Source organism: Gemmatimonadota bacterium (assembly GCA_016704275.1).
Classification (GTDB): Bacteria; Gemmatimonadota; Gemmatimonadetes; order Gemmatimonadales; family GWC2-71-9; genus Palsa-1233.
In genome coordinates this window covers 541,837-561,496 of sequence record JADJAK010000003.1, presented here as the reverse complement: position 1 = coordinate 561,496, position 19,660 = coordinate 541,837, and the positions used below count along the sequence as shown (strand labels likewise).

Below are 19,660 nucleotides of genomic sequence, written 5' to 3'. Positions count from 1 at the left end.
TCCCTCGCGGACCGGAGTCTGACATCATGGCTAGCCCGAAGTCGCGCAAGTCAAACGAAATCATCTCGCCGGACAAGGATCGTCGCTTCACCTCGGAGGAGAATCCGTTCGAGGCGATGATGAGCCGGTTCGACGACGCCGCTCGTCGCCTCAAGCTGGAGCCGGGGCTCTACAAGGTGCTCCGCGCCCCCGAGAAGCAGCTGATCGTGTCGATTCCGGTAATGCGCGACAACGGCGAGATCGAGGTCTTCACCGGTCTGCGCGTGCTGCACAACACCTCGCGCGGGCCGGCGAAGGGCGGCATTCGCTTCGACATGAACGTCTCGGTCGACGAGGTGAAGGCGCTCGCGGCCTGGATGACCTGGAAGTGTGCCGTCGTGAACCTCCCCTTCGGTGGCGCCAAGGGCGGGGTGATCTGTGACCCGACCTCGATGTCCGCCGGCGAACTCGAACGCCTCACCCGCCGCTACACCTCCGCCATCATCGACCTGCTCGGCCCCGACTCCGACGTCCCGGCGCCGGACGTGAACACGAACGAGCGCGTCATGGCGTGGATCATGGACACGTACTCCATGCACAAGCGCCACACGGTGACCGCCGTGGTGACCGGCAAGCCGGTCGCGATGGGCGGCTCGCTCGGTCGCCGCGAGGCGACGGGCCGCGGCTGCCTGGTGGTGACGCGCCGCGCCTTGCAGCGCAAGAAGATGAAGGTCGCCGGTGCGACCGTGGTGGTGCAGGGCTTCGGCAACGTCGGCTCGATCGCCGCGCAGCTGATGCAGGAAGAGGGGATGAAGGTGGTGGCCGTCTCCGACAAGACCGGTGGCGTCTACAACCCGAAGGGCCTCGACGTGCACGACTGCCTCAAGTGGGTCAAGGAGCACAAGTTCCTCGAGGGATATCCCAAGGGGAAGCCGGTGACGAACGAGGAGATCCTCGAGCTGCCGTGTGACGTCCTCGTCCCGGCCGCGCTCGAGAACGTGATCACCAGCAAGAACGCCGGCGCCATCAAGGCGAAGATCATCTGCGAAGGCGCCAACGGTCCGACCACCGCGAAGGCCGACGCCATCCTCGATGCCAAGGGGATCTACGTCATTCCCGACATCCTTGCCAACGCGGGCGGCGTGACGGTGTCGTACTTCGAGTGGGTGCAGGATCGCGGCGGCTACTTCTGGGATGAAGCCACCGTCAACGAGCGCCTCGAGAAGATCATGGTCAATGCCTTCGACGAGGTCGCAGCGATGGCGGCCGAGCACGACGTGTCGATGCGGATCGGCGCCTACATGTTGTCGATCGACCGGGTCGCCTCGATGCACCGCATGCGCGGGCTCTATGCCTGATGAAGTGGACCCTCGTCGCGGTGGGGAAGCTGCGACCCGCCCTGCGTGAGGTCTGCGACGACTACCTCCGGCGCCTCGGCCGGCACCTGCCGGTCGAGGAGCGCGAGGTGCGCGAAGCGGGTCGGGCAGGATCGCCGACCCGTCAGCGTGATGAGGAAGGGAAGCGCCTGCTCGAGGCGCTGCCCGCATCGACCGACGTCGTGCTCCTCGATGTCGGTGGCAGCGAGTGGTCCAGCGAAGCGCTGGCCACCCAACTCGAGGGTTGGCGTCTCGCCGCCCGCGATCGCGCCTTCGTGATCGGGGGCGCCGAAGGGGTCTCCGAGGCCGTCCGCGCCCGTGCCGCCACGCGATGGAGCCTGGGCCCGTTGACCCTGCCGCACGAACTCGCCCGCGTCGTCGTGGCGGAGCAGCTCTACCGCGCGGGGACGATCCTCCGTGGCGAGCCCTACCACCGCGGTGAGCGCGACACGTGACCGACGACTTGCGACTGCTCGGCGGCGCACCCGCCCCGATTCCGGCCCTCGTCCCCACGACGGTCTCCTGGGACCCGGCGCTGGATGCGGCTATCGTATCGTGCGCGGAGCGCGATGCGCTGCTGGCGCGCCTGCATTCCCCTGGCGCCATGGTCGTGACCACCGGGCAGCAGCCCGGCCTCTTCACCGGGCCGATCTACACGGTCCACAAGGCGCTGGCGGCCGCGGCCTTGGCGCGTCGACTGGAGGCGCAGTGGCGCCGCCCGGTGGTGGCGCTCTTCTGGCTCGCCGGCGACGATCACGATCATCGCGAGGCCAGCAGTGCGGCGTGGCTCGATGCCCACGGACGACTCGACCGCTGGAGTCTCCCCGAGCGGGCGGCCGATGCGGTGCAGCATCCGATGTCGCGGGAGCCGCTCCCCGACAACATCACCGAAGGACTCGACCGACTCGCACGGACGTTGCCGCCGGGGCCCGACACAGACGCCACCATGGCATGGCTCGAGCGGCATTACGTCGCCGGGGCGACGATCCACGCCGCGTATGCCGGTGCACTGGCGCAGTTGCTGGGACCGTATGGAGTCGCCTGCCTCGATGCCACGCATCCGGCCGTCAAGGCCGCGCAGCGACCCGTGCTCGCCCAGGCCCTCCGCGAGGCTACTGCGCTCGACGCGGTCCTCGCGGCGCTCCCCGATGCCGGGACCGGCATCCGTGCCGGTGAGGGCGCCACCCTGGTCTTCCTCGAGACGGTCGCGGGACGCGAGCGTCTTCTGGTGGACGGTGACGGCTTCCAGGCCAGGCGAAGCGGTGATCGCTTCTCGGCCTCGGATCTCGAGTCGCTGCTGGCCACAGCACCCGAACGCTTCTCCGCGAACGTGCTGCTGCGTCCCGTGGTGGAGCGGCGCATCCTGCCGACGGTCGCCTACGTGGCCGGACCTGGTGAGTTCCGCTATCTCACGCGCCAAGCCGCTGCACTTTACGCCCCATTCGCCACCACGCCGCAGACGCCGGTGCCGCGCTGGGGCGGGACGCTGGTCGAGCCGTGGGTGCAGCGCCTGCTGGAACGACTCGGCGTCTCGGCGGAGGCGGTGCTCGCCGATGACGGCACGCTGGCACGATCGATTCTCCGGCGCGACCTCTCTGCGGCCGTGATCGATCAACTCGAGGCGCTGCGCCAGTCGATCGCAACGACGGAGCGTGTGCTCGGCGCCGAGGGCCACCTCCTCGATCCGGTGCTTGATCGCGCCGTTGCCGGTCGAGGGCGCAAGCTCACGGCCGTCGCCGAGGATCTCGAACGACTCTTCGAACGGCACCTCCGGAAGCGCGATGACATCGCGCACGCGCAGTTGCGGCGGGTGCTCGACGCATTGCGGCCTGGCGGCACCCCGCAGGAACGGCACCTGACCGCGGCGACGTTCCTGGCCCGCTACGGTCGGAGTTGGCTGGACCGGATCGTTGCCGCCACGGATGCGTGGGCCGCGGAGTGGTCGGCATGAGCATCATCTCGGTGGTCCTCATCGTGGCGCTCTGCATCCCGATTGTCGCGTTGATCGTCGACTCGCCGATCGGCCGCGCGCTCGGTCGGCGGCTCGAACGCGAACCGACCCCAGGCACGCGCCGCGATGCGGTCATCGGCGAGTTGACCAAGCGCCTCGATCTCCTCGAAGGCGATGTCGAGATCCTGCAGCACACCGTCGACGAGTTGCGCGACGAGAACCAGTTTCTCCAGCGCCTGCTGGATGACGGCGGGCGGCCGCCGCGCGCACTGCCGCCCGAGGAGCGGTGACGCTGCGGAACCGCGGCTCGGTCCTGGTCGGTGCGGGGATCCTCCTCTCGCGGATCGCCGGCCTGGTTCGTCAGCGAGTGCTGGCGTACTACCTCGGTCTCGGCGACGCGGCCGACGTCTTCGCCGCCGCCTTCCGCGTCCCGAACCTGCTCCAGAATCTCTTTGGCGAAGGGGCGCTTTCTGCCTCCTTCATCCCGAGCTACTCGCGCCTGCTGGGCGAGGGCCGCGAGGAAGAGGCGCGTCGACTTGCAGGTGCGGTGCTCAGCATCCTCTCCCTTGTGGTGGCGATCATCGTGACGGGCGGAGTCTTGGCCGCGCCCACCATCGCCAATCTGCTGGCCCCGGAGTGGACCGGCGAGAAGCGCCTCCTCATGGAGCAGTTGATCCGGATTCTCTTTCCGGGTGCTGGCCTCCTGGTGTTTTCTGCCTGGTGCCTCGGGGTACTGAATTCGCACCGCCGGTTTCTGCTCTCGTATGCCGCGCCGGTCGTCTGGAACCTCGCGATCATTGCCGCGGTGTTGTTGGCAGGCAGCGCCGGGGGGATGGGGCGGGTCGTCGTCTGGGCGGCCTGGGGCTCCGTGGCGGGTTCGCTCCTGCAGGTTGCCGTCCAGTGGCCGATGGTGCGGGAGGTTGGCGGCGCAATCTGGTATCGCAGCTGGGTCAGCGTCCCCGACGTCGGGATCGTGGTGGCGACGTTCCTGCCGGCGCTCCTCTCGCGGGGAGCCCTGCAGTTCGTGGCCTTCGTGGACCTCTACCTCGCGCAGTTCCTTGGAACCAGTGCCGTGGCCGTGCTCGCGGCGGCGCAGGTGCTCTATACGCTCCCGGTATCGCTCTTCGGCATGTCGATTTCGGCGGCTGAGCTGCCGGAGATGTCACGAGAGCGTGGCGACGCCGATGCGATCGCCGGATCACTGCGGGTGCGCCTCGACGCGGCGACCCAGCGCCTCGCCTTCTACATCGCGCCGTCGGCCGTCGCCTTCCTCTTTCTGGGGGGCGTCCTCGCCGGCGCGATCTACCAGAGTGGCAAGTTCACCGCGGCGGACTCGCAATACGTCTGGGTCGTCCTGGCCGGCTCGGCGACGGGGTTGCTCGCCTCGACACTGGCGCGACTGTATGCCTCCGCCTTCTACTCGCTCCGCGACACCCGGACGCCGCTCCGTGCAGCGCTCATTCGCGTCGCCCTCGCGACCGTGCTCGGCGCGGTGGCGGCCTTGCTCGTGCCGGGATGGCTTGGCATAGACCCGAAGTGGGGCGCCGTCGGGTTGACTGCCACGGCCGGATTCTCGGGACACATCGAGTTCCTCATACTTCGGCGCGGGCTCTGCCGCCGGATCGGTCGCTTTTCGCTGCCGCAGACCGAGTTGGCCAAGCTCTGGGGAGCCGCCTTGCTCGCCGGGCTCGTGGCCACGGGCGGACGGCTGCTGCTGGGCGCCCTCGCGCCGTTGCCCATGGCCGCCGTCGTGGTGCCGCTCTTCTGTGCGACCTATCTGGCCGCGACGCACACCATGGACATCCCCGAAGCGGCGGTCCTGACCTCGCGCCTGGTGCGTCGCGTCCGCCGATGATCTCCGAGGCCCTCGCACGGAAGCTGGACACGCTCGCAGACGGCCCTGGCGTCTACCTCTGGCGCGACGCCGAGGGGGAGGTGCTCTATGTCGGCAAGGCCAAGAAGCTGCGGACGCGGGTGCGTTCCTACTTCGCCACCGACTTCCCCGACTCGCCGAAGCATCGCCTCCTCCAGCGCCGCATCGCCGATGTCGAGACGATCGTCGTCGTCAACGAGGCGCAGTCGTTGCTGCTCGAGAACAACCTGATCAAGGAATACCAGCCGCGCTTCAACGTGCGGATGAAGGACGACAAGAGCTATCCGTCGATCGCCGTCACGCTCGGCGAACCATTCCCGCGGGTCCTCGCCACGCGTCGCCGGGACATTCCCAAGGCGAAGTACTATGGCCCCTACACCGACGTCGGCGACATGCGCCGCACGCTGGGGCTGGTGCGCCGGATGTTCACGGTCCGCTCGTGTAGCGACAACATTCCCGTCGATCGCCGCGAACGGCCCTGCCTCGACTATCACATCGGACGCTGCAAGGCGCCTTGCGTCGGCTGGCAGGGTGAGACGTCGTATCGCGCGATGATCACCGAGGTCACCGACTTCCTCGATGGCCGCACCGTCGACTTGAAGGCGCGCATCCGGGTCATGATGCACGAGGCCAGTGAACGCGGAGGACTTCGAGCGAGCCAAGGATCTTCGCGACACGCTCAAATGGTTGGAGCAGGTCGAGACGCCGGCGACCGTGGATGTCGTTGGCACCGGGGACGCGGACGTCATCGGCTACGCGCGCGATGGGGACGATGCCGTCGGCGCACTCCTCCGCATCCGGGATGGTCGCGTGATCGGCCGCGAGCATCGCTTCCTGGAGAATGTCGACGAGGTGCCCGATGGCGAGGCACTCGAAGCGCTCCTGGTGCAGTGGTACGTCCCATTGGCCGGGAAGGCACGCCGGCTGCTGCTGCCGTTTCTGCCGGCTGAGCTCGAGGGCCTCGAGGAGTTGCTCCCCGACGCCCGAATTGCCGTGCCACAGCGCGGCGTGGGATCGCGGTGGAGCGAACTGGCCGACCAGAATGCGCGGCACCTCCTCGAGAGCCTCCGGATGGAGAGCTTCGAGACCGAGGAACGCGTCGAGGATCCGGTCTACCTGCTGGGGAGAGAACTCGGGATGACGACCGTCCCGCGCACATTCATCTGCGTCGACATCTCGACGGCCCAGGGCAAGGACACGGTCGGTTCGCTCGTGACGTTCGAAGCCGGGCGTCCGCGCAAGGCCGAGTATCGCAAGTTCAAGATTCAGGGGCCGGGGCAGCAAGACGACTTCGCCGCGATTCACGAAGTGGTCACCCGCTACTTCACGCGCCGCCTCGAGGAAGGGAAGCCCCTGCCCGACCTGGTGGTGATCGATGGCGGCAAGGGCCAGCTCGGCGCCGCGCAGGATGCACTCCGGGCGCTCGGCCTCGACCATATGCCGCTCGCCTCGCTCGCCAAGCGGGACGAGGAGATCTACCTTCCCGGCCAGAGCGACCCCATCCGGTTGACGCGACGCAACCCCGCACTGCGCCTCCTGCAGCGGGCGCGCGACGAGGCCCATCGCTTCGGGGTCACCTACAACCGGAAGCGTCGCACGCAGCGGACGATCACCTCGGCCCTGCTCGACATCCCGGGCATCGGCGCGACCAAGCGGCGGCTCTTGCTCACCACCTTCGGGTCGCTCGCCGGGGTCAAGGCGGCGACCGTTGCCGATATCGCGGCGCTGCCCGGATTCTCGACGACCAGCGCACAGAAACTGCTCGACGCCCTCAAGGGGAGCTGAATGGACTGGCATCTCGAATGTTCTGACTGCGGGCTGGTCGCCGCCCCCGATGGCCTCCCCTCGGTCTGCACCGCCTGCGGTCGCCCCTGGCTGGTCCGCTATCCCGACCGCGTCCATAGCACCATCGAGCGCGCCGAAGTGCGTCGTCGCCACGGCATGTGGCGATACCGCTCCTTCATGCCGCTCGGCGTCAACGAGGAACCGATCTCGCTCGGCGAGGGGGACACGCCGCTGCTTCGGCTGCCGCACCTGGAGCGGAGCCTCGGCTTCACCAATCTCTGGGTCAAGGACGAGGGCACCAATCCGACCGGCGCCTTCAAGGCGCGCGGACTCAGCGCCGCGATCACTCGCGCGGTGGCCGCAGGGGCCACGCGCTTCACCATCCCGACCGCCGGCAACGCCGGGGTGGCGAGCGCAGCGTACGCGGCACGCGCCGGTGCACAGGTCCGCGTCTACGCGCCGAAGAGCACACCGCGAACGATCCTCTCCCAGATCACGGCATTCGGGGGCGAGTTGGTGCTGCTCGACGGGCACATCGGCGACTGCGGCAAGGCCTCCCGGGCCTACGCGACCGAAAGCGGCGCGATGGACCTGAGCACCCTGCGCGAGCCGTACCGGATCGAAGGGAAGAAGACTCTCGGGCTGGAGCTGGCGCTGCAGTTCGGCTGGGAGCTGCCGGAGGTCATCCTCTACCCGACCGGCGGTGGGACGGGGCTGATCGGGATGTGGAAGGCGTTCCACGAGCTGCGCGAGGCCGGTTGGGTCACGTCCCCGATGCCCCGGTTCTATACGGTGCAGAGCACCGGATGCGCCCCGATGGTGAAGGCCTTCGAGGATGGCAGCGAGACGGCGACGCCGTGGGCCGACCCGTGGACCATCGCCAGCGGGCTCCGAGTCCCGGGGCCGCTGGGCGACAAGTTGATGCTCAAGATCCTGCGCGAGAGCGGGGGCGGTGTCTCGGCCATCGCCGATGCCACCATGGCCGACTTTGCGGCCCGGGGGACTCGGGAGGAAGGGGTGGACTGGTCGCCGGAGGGTGGAGCGGCCCTGGCAGCCGCCGTTGCCCTCCGCGATCAGGGGCAGGTGGGGGCCGACGAGCGGGTCGTGGTCTTCAATACCGGGGCCGGCTGGCTCTACCGGACCCCCGAGGATTTGCTCGGCCCCATCCAATGATTGATATTTAGGGGTTCTTGAGGAGGAGGCCGAGTGTACCCCCGGCCCTCCCTCGGGCGTCCCCTACGCTGGAACATGTCAACAACCGGCTGTTGTCGGAGCGCGTAATCAGTGTGGTCGCCAGGCAGGTGACCTTCCATCACCAATGCCGATTTCTCCGGGAATCGGCGGATTGAGACGAGGAACTGCGATGAGGACGTTCGGATTCGTTGGTGTGGCGGCGGTGGCCCTGTTGGCTCTTCCGCTGACGGCGCAGGTCGAGGGCAACCAGCGCGTCATGCGGGTCTTCGCCGGCGGCCGCTATCAGAGCCCCCTCTGTCCGCTGAAGGGTGACTTCCGGACCAGCAGTGCCGGGATGTATCTCAAGACCTCTGTCGAGGGCGCCGAGGGTGGAGCCCGCCCGGATGACGAGAAGCGGATCGGGATCGTCAAGAAGGGCCGCGACCAGGCCCTCGAGGCGGTCAAGGCGAATCCCAAGAGCGGGGCGGGGTGGTATTACCTCGGCCGCGCCGAGCTGCTGCTTGGCAATCTTGTTGGCGCCGACACCGCGTTCACCAAGGCGACGGAGAATGCTCCGGATTGTGCCGAGGAGATCAAGGGGTACCGCCAGCGCGCCTGGCAGCCGCTGCTGACTGGGGCAGCCGAAGCGATGAAGGCCTCGAAGAACGAGGAGGCGCTCACGCTCTTCCGCGAGGCGGCCATCATCTCGCGCGACTACCCGCAGGGCTTCTACAACACCGGCATTCTCTTCGCCAATACGGACAAGCCGGATTCGGCGGCGCACTACTTCGCGCTGGCGGTGGAAAAGAGCGGCAACGATCCGCGGCTCGCCAAGGACAAGCTCTCCGCGATCGTGAACCTCGCTTCGATGTACCAAGCGATGGACAAGCATGCGGAAGCGGTCGTGCAGTTCCGGAAGTTCCTCGCCGTCGAGCCGAACGACGCGCAGGTCAAGAAGGCCATGGCCTCGTCGCTTCGCCTCAGCGGGCAGGCCGAGGAAGCGTCGAAGATTGAATCCGCGATGCTGACGTCGGCGCTCGCCGACGGGTCGGCGACGGCGAACGACCTGATGCAGATGGGCGTGAACCTCTTCCAGGACAAGAAGTACCCGGAAGCGGCTGATGCCTTCGGCAAGGCGCTCGAGAAGGAGCCTTACTTCCGCGACGCGTTGTTCAACCTGGCCAACGTCTACCTGGCCGAGAAGAACGGGCCGAAGCTGGTCGAGACCGCCCAGAAGCTGTTGGCGATGGAGCCGTTGAACACGATCAACATGAAGCTGCTCGGCGAGGGCTATCGCGCCGCCAACGACCAGACCAAGCTGATCGAGACGGTCGAGAAGCTGGTCGGCGTGCCGACCAACGTGTCGATCGACAACTTCCAGGCTCGGAAGGACGGCGCCAAGCTGGTCGCGACGGCCACCGGCCTCGAGGCCACGACGCCGGGTGGCAAGCCGCTGCCGGCAGTCGCGAAGACGCTGACCTTCGAGTTCCTCGATGCCACGGGCACCGTGGTCGCGACCAAGGAAGTCGCCGTGCCGGCCCTCAAGGCCGGGGCGACGCATCCGATCGAGTTCGAGGTGACGGGCGCGAACATTCACGGCTGGCGCTACACCGCGAAGTGAGGCCGGCGCGCTGCCGACGCCGTTGATCGGCGTCGGCGGCCGCGCTATCTTGGTGGCCTCGCGGGAGTAGCTCAGTTGGTAGAGCATCAGCTTCCCAAGCTGAGGGTCGCGGGTTCGAACCCCGTCTCCCGCTTAGGTCCCGGACTGCCCATGGGCGGTCCGGGATCGCTCGTTTTCCCCCTATACACACCGGTCGCCCCCGTCCCTGCCGCCACGAGGCAGGGTTCTGGCCGCGAACTCGCTTGAAGTGAGAGCCCTTAACCCTTGTCAGGGGGCCAACATAGCGTCATATTGACTTGGTGAATAACTCCCTCGGGCGGCTCCCGTGATCAAGGTGACCAGTGTCCAACCCGATTCGATCGGCGAGGAACTCGGACTCGTACCCGGCACCGAGCTGTATACGGTGAACGGCCGCGAGCTCGAGGACTTCCTCGACTGGGAGTTCCTGACGGCGGACGAGGAGTTCACGCTCGTCTTCCAGGAGCCCGGGGCCGACGAGGCGTTCGAGGTCGTCGTCGAGCGCCCGGTCGAGGAGCCGATGGGGGTCGCCGTCGAGCCGCCACGCATCCGGCGCTGCGCCAACCGCTGTGACTTCTGCTTCGTCGAAGGGAACCCGGACGGCGTCCGCGAGGTGCTCTACATCCGCGACGACGACTACCGGCTGTCGTTCCGGTACGGCAACTTCGCGACGCTGACCAACCTCAAGCCGCACGACACCGCCCGGATCATCGAGTACCGGTTGTCGCCGCTCTACGTCTCGGTGCATGCCACCGATCCGGCCATCCGACGCTGGGTGCTTCGCAATCCGCAGGCGCCGGAAATTCTTCCGCAGATGCAGGAATTCGCCGACCACGGGATCGAGTTCCACACCCAGATCGTGATGTCACCAGGCGTCAACGACGGCGATGCCCTCAAGCAGACACTCGACGAGCTCTACGCCTTCGGACCGTCGGTATTGTCCGTCTCCGTGGTTCCGGTGGGGCTGACGGAGTTCTCGAAGCACCACCTGGTGCGCGAACCGGATGACGCCGAGTGCCGCAAGGCCGTGCTCCTGGTCGAGGCCGCCTCCGCCCGTGCCCGTGCCGAACGCGGGACGGCGTGGGCCTACGGCGCCGACGAGCTCTATCTGCGGGCCCATCTCGACCTGCCGCCCGCCGAGAGCTACGGCTCCTTCGACCAGGTCGAGAATGGCGTCGGCTCGGTCCGCTGGCTGCAGGAGCAGGTCCGCGAAGGCGCCGACGACCTCCGTGGCTGGGAGGGGCGGCGGATCGCCGTCGTGACCGGGACCTCGATGGCACCCCTGATGCCGATGGTCCTCGGACCGCTGGAGGAAGCGACGGGCGCGACGTTCACGCTCCTCGCGGTCGAGAATGATCTCTTTGGTCGGCGCGTCACCACCGCCGGCCTGCTTTCGGGCGGCGCGATGCGCGACGCCCTCCTGGCGCTTGAGGGGATCGACCTCGCGCTGCTGCCCGGTGAGTCGGTCAACGACGCCGGGCTGTTCATTGATTCGCTCAGTATCACCGCCCTTGCCGAGGCGGTGCCGATGCCGGTGCGGCTGTCGCGGACCTTTGTAGACGCCCTGATGGAGCCGTTGCCCGCATGAGCAGAGCCACTGTAGCCCTGGTCGGACGCCCGAACACCGGGAAGTCCACCCTTTTCAATCGCCTCGTCGGTGGCCGTGAAGCCATCGTCTCCGACAAGGCCGGCACCACGCGCGATCGTCACTTCGGCGAGGCCAACTGGATCGGCGTCGACTTCTGGCTGGTCGACACCGGCGGCCTCGTTCCTGGCTCGCAGGACACGATGGACAAGGCGATCGGTGCCCAGGTCGAACGCGCCGTCGAGGAAGCCGACGTCGTGATCTTCCTGGTGGACGGCAAGGACGGCATCAATCCGATCGATGCCGAGATCGCCGCCGGCCTCCGCGCCTCCGGCAAGCCCGTCATCCTCGGCGTGAACAAGCTCGACGACATCGCCGACCGCGACGCCCGGTTCGTCTTCTACTCGCTCGGGCTCGGCGAGCCGTGGCCCGTTTCGGCCGCCACCGGGAAGGGAAGCGGTGACCTCCTCGACGAGGTCGTGCGCCTCCTCCCCGAATCGGATGAGGACGAGGAGACCGAGCGCATCGATGTGGCGGTCATCGGCCGACCGAACGCCGGCAAGTCGTCGCTGGTGAACAAGCTCCTCGGCGAGGAGCGGCTCGTCGTGACGCCGATCGCCGGGACCACGCGCGACTCGATCGACACCGACTTCGCCTACGACGGCGGCGTGATCCGGTTCATCGACACCGCCGGACTCAGGCGGAAGGCGAAGGTCGAAGAGGACCTGGAGTTCTACTCGGGGATGCGGACGGAGCGCTCCATCGGGCGCGCCGACATCTGCCTCCTCGTCGTCGACGCCGAGCGCGGAATGCACAACCAGGACCTCCGCATCGCCAACAAGGCGTGGGACGCCGGGTGCGCGGTCATCGTCTACGTGAACAAGTGGGACCTGATCCCCGAGAAGGACGCCAACACGGCGAAGCGCGGGCAGGAGCAGTTGATCGAGAAGGCGCCGTTCCTCGAGTTCGTGCCGTTCCTCTACGGCTCCGCGCTCACTGGTCAACGCGTGCGCAACGTCCTCGAGCTGATCCGCAAGGTGGCCGACGAACGGAAGCGCCGCATTCCGACCGCCGAAGTGAACACCGTCCTCGAGGCACTGCTCGAGCGCGCTGCCCCGCCGCAGGCTGCTGGCGACGAAGTGAAGCTGTTGTACGCGACGCAGATCGAGTCGGCGCCGCCGACCTTCGTCATCATCTGCAATCGGCCGGACCATGTGGCCGAGTCCTATCAGCGGTATCTCATTCGCGGCTTCCGGAAGGCGTGGGGCTTCACCGGCTCGCCCTTGCGGCTGAAGCTGAACCGGCGGGGAAACCGGAATTGACGACCGCGCTCCTCGGTGCGGTCGTGGCGTCGTACCTGCTCGGGGCGATTCCCACCTCGCATTGGGTGGCGCATGGCCTCAAGGGGATCGACCTCCGCACGGTGGGGAGCGGCAATCTTGGCGCGACCAACCTCTATCGTCAGCTCGGGTGGCGGTACGCAATTCCGGTCGGGATCTTCGACATGATGAAGGGCGCCATTCCGGTGGCGGTCATCGGGCCGTGGGCTGGCGCGGGGGCCATCGGCTCGCTGTTGCTCGGCGTGGTGGCGGTGTTCGGCCATGTCTTCTCGCTCTTCGTCGGCTTCAAGGGTGGCAAGGGCGTGGCGACTGGTGGCGGGATCGTCCTCGGCTTTGCGCCCTGGGCCTTTCTGGTGGCGTTGCTGGTGTGGATCGTGACGACGCGCCTGAGCGGGTACGTCTCGCTCGGCAGCATCCTCGGCGCCTTGGCGCTGCCGCCGGCGCTCTGGTTCTTGCATCCGTCCGAACGCGGCGCGGTCCCCTATGTCCTGTTGCTGTCGGCGCTGGTGATCTGGTTCCACCGCGCCAACATCCGCCGGCTGATGGCGGGAACCGAAAACCGGTTCGGGACGGGGCGGTCCACCACGGGGGCGACCACGTGAGCCGGGTCGCGGTCCTCGGCGCCGGCGCGTGGGGAACGGCGCTGGCCGACCTGCTCGCGCGGAAAGGCCATGAAGTGCGCCTCTGGGCCCACGAGCCCGACGTCGCGACCGCGATCAACGCCGACCATCTCAACCCACTCTACTTCCCTGACGCCCCGCTCGATCCCCGACTGATCGCGAGCAGCGATCTCGGGGCAGTGCTCGACGGCGCGCCCGTGATCTGCTCCGTGGCGCCGAGTCACGTCACACGGGCGCTGTTCGAACGGGCGGCGCCGATGGTGCGTCCCGGCACGCACCTGGTGTGCGCGACGAAGGGGATCGAGACGGAAACTCTCGCCCTGATGAGCGATGTCGCCGCCGAGGTGTTGCCGCACGCGCCGTTCGTCGCCCTGTCGGGGCCGAGTTTCGCGGACGAAGTGCACGAGGGCCAGCCGACGGCGATCGTGGCCGCATCGCTCGATGAGGCGGCGTGCGAGGCCGTGCAGCAACTCTTCAGTACGTCCTACTTCCGGGTGTACACGGGGAGTGATGTCACCGGCGTCGAGCTGGCGGGCAGCCTGAAGAACACCATGGCGATCGCCGCCGGCATCCTCGAAGGTCTCGGGCTGGGCCACAATCCGCGGGCGGCGCTGCTGACCCGCGGCCTCGCGGAAATGGCGCGGCTCGGCGCGGCGCTCGGGGCACGGCCGGAGACCTTCGCAGGGCTCGCGGGCATGGGCGACCTGATCCTCACCTGCACCGGGGCGCTGTCGAGGAATCGCCAGTTGGGCGTGCTGCTGGCCCAGGGGATGACGCTGGACGATTACCGTGCGACGCATCGCAACGTGGCGGAGGGGGTCAACACGGCACTCGGCGCGTCACGGCTCGCGGCGAAGCATGGCGTGGCGATGCCGATCACCGAGCAGGTGGCGGCGGTGTTGTATCATGGGGCCTCGCCGCGCGAGGCGATCCGAATGCTGATGGAGCGGGAGCTCAAGGCGGAGCGATGGACATGACGCTGCCGAATCCGGTGCAGCAATTCTTCTCGATCGGCGAGGTGTGTGCCCTCACCGATCTCAAGCCGCACGTGCTGCGGTACTGGGAAAGCCAGTTCCGCTTCCTGAACCCGGCGAAGAATCGCTCGGGCAACCGGGTGTACAAGTCGCGCGAAGTCGAGATGATCATGCTGGTGAAGCATCTCCTCTACACGGAGAAGTTCACCATCGAGGGCGCGCGGCAGCGCCTCGACGCGTATCGCCGCACCGGCGAGCTCAAGAATGCCGCGCGGGCGGCGATGCGCTGGGAGACGGTGCAGGAAGTGCGCGCCTCGCTCGACGATGTGCTGGCCGTGCTCGAGGGACGTGAGCCGGCGATCCGCGCCCAGCCGGCCGACGAAGAGGTGGGGTGAGATGCACATTCTCGTGGTGAATGATGATGGCATTCTCTCGCCCGGAATCCAGGTCCTTGCCGAAGCGTGTCAAACGGTGGCGCACGTCACGGTGGTGGCGCCCGATCGCGAGCAGAGCGCCCAGAGTCATGCGTTGACACTCACGCGGCCGCTGCGCCCGGTGGTGCGCCCCGATGGCAGTTGGCAGGTCGATGGAACCCCCACCGATTGCGTGCTGCTGGCGCTCGAGGCGTTGATGCCGGAGCAGCCGGCGTTCGTCTTCTCCGGGATCAACCACGGCCCGAACATGGGCGAGGATGTGCTGTACAGCGGAACCGTCTCCGCGGCGATGGAGGCCGTGGTGCTCGGCATCCCCGGGGTGGCGATCTCCTTCGCCGGTCGGCGCGAGGACCTGCTTCCGGGCTACGCTCCGATCCTCGCGAAGTTGGTCAAGCGAATCACCACTCTCGACAACTATCCCCGCAACACGCTGCTCAACATCAACCTCCCCGAGATTCCGGCTGATGAGGTCAAGGGGATCACGGTCGCCCGGCTCGGCTCGCGCGTCTTCGAGGGGTCGGTGGCCCGACAGAAGGATCCGTGGGGTCGCGAGGTCTTCTGGATCGGTGGGGGCACCATCACCTGGAGCGGCGAGCTCGACACTGACCACGCCGCCGTGGCGGCGGGCTACATCGCCGTGACCCCGCTGCAACTCGATCTCACGAATCACACCCTCCTCGAAACGGTCCGCGGATGGCGCCTGGAGGAGTAGCGTGAGCGACGGCTATGTCGGCTACCGCTCCGCGCTGGTCGAGGCGCTGCAGCGCAAGGGCATCCGCGACATGGCGGTGCTGCGCGCGGTGGCCACCGTGCCGCGTCACCACTTCGTGCCGGAATCGCTCCGCCATCGTGCGTACGAGGACGCGGCCTTGCCGATCGGCAGTGGACAGACCATTTCACAGCCCTACGTGCAGGCCCGTTCCTGCGAGTTGCTCGCGCTCACCGGGCGCGAACGCGTGCTGGAGATCGGCACCGGCTCGGGCTACCAGACGGCACTCTTGTCGATGTTGGCCGAGAGCGTCTTCTCGATCGAGCGGGTGCCGGAGCTGGCGCGGCGTGCGCATGACGCCCTGCGCTCGCTGGGCGACTACGAGAACGTCTCGGTGATGCACGCCGACGGCACTCTCGGCTGGAAACCGAACGCGCCCTACCAGGGGATCGTCGTCGCCGCGGCCTCGCCCACCGTGCCGAAGCCGCTGGTCGAGCAGCTCGCGCCGGGGGGGCGGTTGGTGATCCCCGTCGGGTCGCAGGAAGGGCAGGTGCTCACGCTGGTGACACGAGACCAGGACGGCCCCGGCTACGCCGAGCAGGCCATTCACGATGTCCGATTCGTGCCGTTGCTGGGCGAATTCGGCTTTTCCCCGCAGGATTGAATGGAATTCCTCAAGACCTTCGTCGGCTACTTCCTGCACCTCGATGTCCACCTCGGGGAGTTGATCCGCAATTACGGCACCTGGACATACGGGATTCTCTTCCTGATTGTCTTCGTGGAAACCGGCGTGGTGATCATGCCGCTGTTGCCGGGGGACTCGCTGCTCTTCGCGGCCGGGACCTTCGCGGCACTCGGCGACCTGAATCCGTGGGTGTTGAACCTGATTCTGGTCGTGGCGGCCGTCCTCGGTGACGGGGTGAATTACCACATCGGCAAGTCGATCGGGTCGCGGGCGTTTTCGGGCAACATCCGGTTCCTCAAGAAGGAGTACCTGGAGCAGACGCAGGCCTTCTACGACAAGCACGGCGGGAAGACGATCATCCTGGCCCGCTTCATCCCGATCATCCGGACCTTCGCCCCGTTCGTGGCCGGCATCGGGACGATGACGTACCCCCGCTTCCTGGCGTACAACGTCATCGGCGCGGTGGCGTGGGTCACCTCCTTCGTCTGGATCGGCTATGGCTTCGGCAATATCCCGGCGGTCAAGGAGAGCTTCTCGCTGGTGATCCTGGGGATCATCGGCGTCAGTGTCCTGCCGATCGCACTGGAGCTCCTGAAGGGGTGGCGGGCGCGGCGGCAACCCGCCGCCTGACCGGGCTGGGGTCCGGCGGGGCGCCCCCCAGCATTAGATTCGTGCGATGCGCCCCCGTAGCTCAGCTGGATAGAGCGGACGCCTCCTAAGCGTCAGGTCGGCAGTTCGAATCTGCCCGGGGGCATGGAACCAGGTGTCCGTCCGTTTCGTCGTAGACCAGGCCACACCATCCCGTCCAATTCCTTGCCCAGTACTGAGGGCTTTGGCGCCATGCATCGCACTCTCCGACCCATCCCGACCGTCCTCGCCCTGCTGGCGCTGACGGGCTGTGCCACTGCCGCCGCCCGCACGCCACCCAGCGCCCCCGTGCCATCGGCGATGCTGGGTGGCGACCCCGGGAGCATCGCGCGCGCCCGCGCTGACAGCATCCGGTACCCCTACACGGCCGCCGACATCCATTTCATGACCGGGATGATCGGCCACCACGCGCAGGCGATCGACATGGCCCGGTGGGCGCCGACTCACGGCGCCTCCGAGTCGATGAAGGTGCTGGCCGGACGGATCATCAATGCGCAGCAGGACGAGATCGTCATCATGCAGCGCTGGCTGCGCGACCGCCAGCTGCCGGTACCCGAGGCGAAGGCCGGCCCGATGGTGATGCAGATGGGGGGCATGGCGCATTCGATGCTGATGCCGGGGATGTTGACCGAGGCGCAGATGAAGGAGCTCGATCAGGCCCGCGGTCTCGACTTCGACCGGCTCTTCCTCCAGTTCATGATCCAGCACCACCGCGGCGCCGTCACGATGGTGAAGGAGCTCTTCGCCACCGACGGGGCCGCCCAGAACGAAACCGTCTTCAAGTTTGCCTCCGACGTCAACACCGACCAGACGACGGAGATTGCCCGAATGGAGCGCATGCTCGCGACGATCCTGTTCGAGAAGCGCGCGCCCTGAGTCGTTCCGTTTCCCTCCACCCCCAGGAGTCTTCCATGACGATTCGTACCACCCAGATCGCGCTGCTGTTCGGCGCCGGTGTCTTGGCCGGTTGCGCCGGCGGTGGTGCCGGCGGCAGTGCGTCGCCCGCGCCGATGGCCTTCACGACGTCACCGCGCCCCGATCCGCGTGTCGGCCTCAAGGCCGGCCTCTATGATGCCGGCGAGGCGTCGTGGAACCTGCGGCTCGCCTCGACCACGAAGTCGCCGCCGAGGTTCGAGGGGTCGACCAACTCCGACCTCGCCTTCACCGGCAAGTATGCCATCCAGGGCAACTACAACGGCTACCAGGTCTGGGACATTTCCAACCCGGCCAAGCCGGTGCTCACCACGGCCTACTTCTGCCCGGCCTCGCAGAGCGACGTCTCGGTCTACAAGAACCTCCTCTTCGTCTCCGGCGAAGGGCAGACGGGCCGACTCGATTGCGGTGCCCAGGGCGTTTCCACGGCAGTCAGCAAGGACCGCCTCCGTGGCCTCCGCATCTTCGACATCACCGACATCAAGAATCCGAAGAACGTCGGCAACGTGCAGACCTGCCGCGGCTCGCACACCCACACGGTGCTCGAGGACCCGAAGGACAAGGCCAACGTCTACGTCTACATCTCGGGCTCGGCCAACGTCCGCTCGGCCGACGAACTCCCGGGCTGCGTGAACACGACGCCGGACAAGGATCCGAACTCGGCGCTGTTCCGCATCGAGGTGATCAAGGTCCCGCTCGCCGATCCCTCGAAGGCGGCGATCGTTTCGTCGCCGCGCATCTTCAACGACCTCACAGCGCCGAAGGGCCACGGCGCGTCGCCGGCTGACGCGGCCGAAATGGCGAAGGCCAAGGCGGCTGGCGCGTTCATCGCTGACGTCGGTGGTGAGCAGATGATCCTTCCTTCCGGCTTCGTCAGGACGATGCTCGACTCCGTCGTGAAGGCACGCGGTGGCGCGGGGGCCCCGACGGGGGCGGACTCCAGCGCCCTGCGCGCCGCGCTGCCGGCCATGATCGCCAAGATGATCGGGCAGCAGGCCGGGCCGAGCAACGCACCGCGCCCGGGACCGACGCAGTGCCATGACATCACCGTCTATCCCGGCATCGGTCTGGCCGGCGGCGCGTGTGAGGGGTACGGCCTCCTGCTCGACATCAGCAATCCGGCCAACCCGGTGCGTATCGCGGCGGTCGCCGACTCGAACTTCTCCTATTGGCACTCGGCGACGTTCAACAACGACGGCACCAAGGTCCTCTTCTCCGATGAGTGGGGCGGTGGCGGCGGGCCGAAGTGCCGCGCCGACGACCCGAAGCAGTGGGGAGCCGACGCCATCTTCACGATCGAGAATCGGCAGCTGAAGTTCCGCAGCTACTACAAGTTGCCGGCGCCGCAGACGTCGCTCGAGAACTGCGTGGCCCACAACGGCTCGCTCATCCCGGTGCCGGGCCGCGACATCATGGTGCAGGCCTGGTATCAGGGCGGCATCTCGGTCTTCGACTGGACTGATGCGGCGCACCCGACCGAGATCGCCTTCTTCGACCGCGGCCCGATCGCGGCCGACCATGCGGGCAACGGCGGGTCGTGGTCGGTGTACTGGTACAACGGCGCGATCGTCTCGTCCGAAATCGCCCGCGGCCTCGACATCTTCGAGCTGGTGCCGAACGCGAACCTGACCCAGAACGAGATCGACGCCGCCAAGACGGTGGTGCTCGATCACCTCAACACCCAGGGCCAGCCGAAGTTCACCTGGGCGCCGACCTTTGCGCTCGCGCGCGCGTACACCGACCAGCTGGAGCGGTCGCGCGGGCTCTCATCGAGCCGGATCACGTCGGTCCGTCAGGCGCTGCTCCGCGCCGAGCAGGCCAACGGCACCGCCAGGCGCGATGCGCTGACCGCGCTCGCCAACGAGGTGAACGGTGACGCCGGCAGCTCGAAGGATGCCCTGAAGGTGCGGGCCCTCGCGGCCGCGGTGCGGGACCTGGCCGCCAAGTAGCACCACC

At 67.6% G+C, this 19,660-nt stretch carries 19 protein-coding genes and 2 tRNA genes; all 21 read left to right on the top strand.

From position 1 onward, the window contains the following. Positions 1-26 precede the first annotated feature (26 nt). The 21 genes from IPG05_10320 to IPG05_10220 all read left to right on the top strand — a co-directional run bounded on the left by IPG05_10320 (position 27) and on the right by IPG05_10220 (position 19,653). On the top strand, positions 27-1,337 hold the full coding sequence (locus IPG05_10320; protein ID MBK6495482.1) for a Glu/Leu/Phe/Val dehydrogenase: 1,311 nt from the start codon (positions 27-29) through the stop codon (positions 1,335-1,337). After that, positions 1,337-1,810 (top strand): 23S rRNA (pseudouridine(1915)-N(3))-methyltransferase RlmH, encoded by a 474-nt coding sequence (gene rlmH / locus IPG05_10315; protein ID MBK6495481.1) that lies wholly within the window; start codon positions 1,337-1,339, stop codon positions 1,808-1,810. Before IPG05_10320 ends, rlmH begins: the two co-directional genes overlap by 1 nt. Then, the gene (bshC, locus tag IPG05_10310) at positions 1,807-3,306 is read left to right on the top strand and encodes a bacillithiol biosynthesis cysteine-adding enzyme BshC (GenBank protein MBK6495480.1); all 1,500 of its coding nucleotides are present in this window, start codon (positions 1,807-1,809) and stop codon (positions 3,304-3,306) included. The genes rlmH and bshC overlap by 4 nt, the downstream gene beginning before the upstream one ends. Continuing rightward, positions 3,303-3,596: a hypothetical protein gene (locus IPG05_10305; GenBank protein MBK6495479.1), complete on the top strand. Its 294-nt coding sequence runs from the start codon at positions 3,303-3,305 to the stop codon at positions 3,594-3,596. The genes bshC and IPG05_10305 overlap by 4 nt, the downstream gene beginning before the upstream one ends. Next, positions 3,593-5,161: a murein biosynthesis integral membrane protein MurJ gene (gene murJ, locus IPG05_10300; protein MBK6495478.1), complete on the top strand. Its 1,569-nt coding sequence runs from the start codon at positions 3,593-3,595 to the stop codon at positions 5,159-5,161. Before IPG05_10305 ends, murJ begins: the two co-directional genes overlap by 4 nt. Continuing rightward, the gene (locus IPG05_10295; GenBank protein MBK6495477.1) at positions 5,158-6,129 is read left to right on the top strand and encodes a GIY-YIG nuclease family protein; all 972 of its coding nucleotides are present in this window, start codon (positions 5,158-5,160) and stop codon (positions 6,127-6,129) included. Before murJ ends, IPG05_10295 begins: the two co-directional genes overlap by 4 nt. Then, positions 6,032-6,964, top strand: coding sequence for an excinuclease ABC subunit C (locus IPG05_10290; protein MBK6495476.1), 933 nt, complete (start codon positions 6,032-6,034; stop codon positions 6,962-6,964). Before IPG05_10295 ends, IPG05_10290 begins: the two co-directional genes overlap by 98 nt. Further along, positions 6,965-8,137 carry a threonine synthase gene (locus IPG05_10285; GenBank protein ID MBK6495475.1) on the top strand — a complete coding sequence of 391 codons (1,173 nt, stop codon included), beginning with the start codon at positions 6,965-6,967 and terminating at the stop codon, positions 8,135-8,137. A gap of 190 nt (positions 8,138-8,327) precedes the next feature. Then, a complete protein-coding gene (locus tag IPG05_10280; protein ID MBK6495474.1) occupies positions 8,328-9,758 on the top strand; it encodes a tetratricopeptide repeat protein in 1,431 nt (476 codons plus the stop codon). Positions 9,759-9,818: 60 nt separating this feature from the next. Then, a tRNA-Gly gene (locus IPG05_10275) sits at positions 9,819-9,891 on the top strand. Positions 9,892-10,092: 201 nt separating this feature from the next. Further along, entirely contained in the window at positions 10,093-11,364 is a 1,272-nt protein-coding gene (locus IPG05_10270; GenBank protein MBK6495473.1) for a DUF512 domain-containing protein, read from the top strand. After that, entirely contained in the window at positions 11,361-12,683 is a 1,323-nt protein-coding gene (gene der / locus IPG05_10265) for a ribosome biogenesis GTPase Der (GenBank protein MBK6495472.1), read from the top strand. Before IPG05_10270 ends, der begins: the two co-directional genes overlap by 4 nt. 23 nt (positions 12,684-12,706) lie before the next feature. Next, positions 12,707-13,303 carry a glycerol-3-phosphate 1-O-acyltransferase PlsY gene (plsY, locus tag IPG05_10260; protein MBK6495471.1) on the top strand — a complete coding sequence of 199 codons (597 nt, stop codon included), beginning with the start codon at positions 12,707-12,709 and terminating at the stop codon, positions 13,301-13,303. Continuing rightward, the gene (locus IPG05_10255) at positions 13,300-14,298 is read left to right on the top strand and encodes an NAD(P)-dependent glycerol-3-phosphate dehydrogenase (GenBank protein MBK6495470.1); all 999 of its coding nucleotides are present in this window, start codon (positions 13,300-13,302) and stop codon (positions 14,296-14,298) included. Before plsY ends, IPG05_10255 begins: the two co-directional genes overlap by 4 nt. Beyond that, positions 14,295-14,690 (top strand): MerR family transcriptional regulator, encoded by a 396-nt coding sequence (locus IPG05_10250; protein MBK6495469.1) that lies wholly within the window; start codon positions 14,295-14,297, stop codon positions 14,688-14,690. Before IPG05_10255 ends, IPG05_10250 begins: the two co-directional genes overlap by 4 nt. Before the next feature lies 1 nt (position 14,691). Further along, positions 14,692-15,441, top strand: a complete 750-nt coding sequence (gene surE, locus IPG05_10245) for a 5'/3'-nucleotidase SurE (protein MBK6495468.1) — start codon at positions 14,692-14,694, stop codon at positions 15,439-15,441. A gap of 70 nt (positions 15,442-15,511) precedes the next feature. Beyond that, the gene (locus IPG05_10240) at positions 15,512-16,102 is read left to right on the top strand and encodes a protein-L-isoaspartate(D-aspartate) O-methyltransferase (GenBank protein MBK6495467.1); all 591 of its coding nucleotides are present in this window, start codon (positions 15,512-15,514) and stop codon (positions 16,100-16,102) included. Further along, entirely contained in the window at positions 16,103-16,753 is a 651-nt protein-coding gene (locus tag IPG05_10235) for a DedA family protein (protein ID MBK6495466.1), read from the top strand. A 50-nt stretch (positions 16,754-16,803) separates the two neighbouring features. Then, positions 16,804-16,877: transfer RNA gene (locus IPG05_10230), tRNA-Arg, on the top strand. Positions 16,878-16,963: 86 nt separating this feature from the next. Beyond that, on the top strand, positions 16,964-17,647 hold the full coding sequence (locus IPG05_10225; protein MBK6495465.1) for a DUF305 domain-containing protein: 684 nt from the start codon (positions 16,964-16,966) through the stop codon (positions 17,645-17,647). A 35-nt stretch (positions 17,648-17,682) separates the two neighbouring features. After that, positions 17,683-19,653: a hypothetical protein gene (locus IPG05_10220; GenBank protein MBK6495464.1), complete on the top strand. Its 1,971-nt coding sequence runs from the start codon at positions 17,683-17,685 to the stop codon at positions 19,651-19,653. The last annotated feature ends 7 nt before the right edge of the window (positions 19,654-19,660 follow it).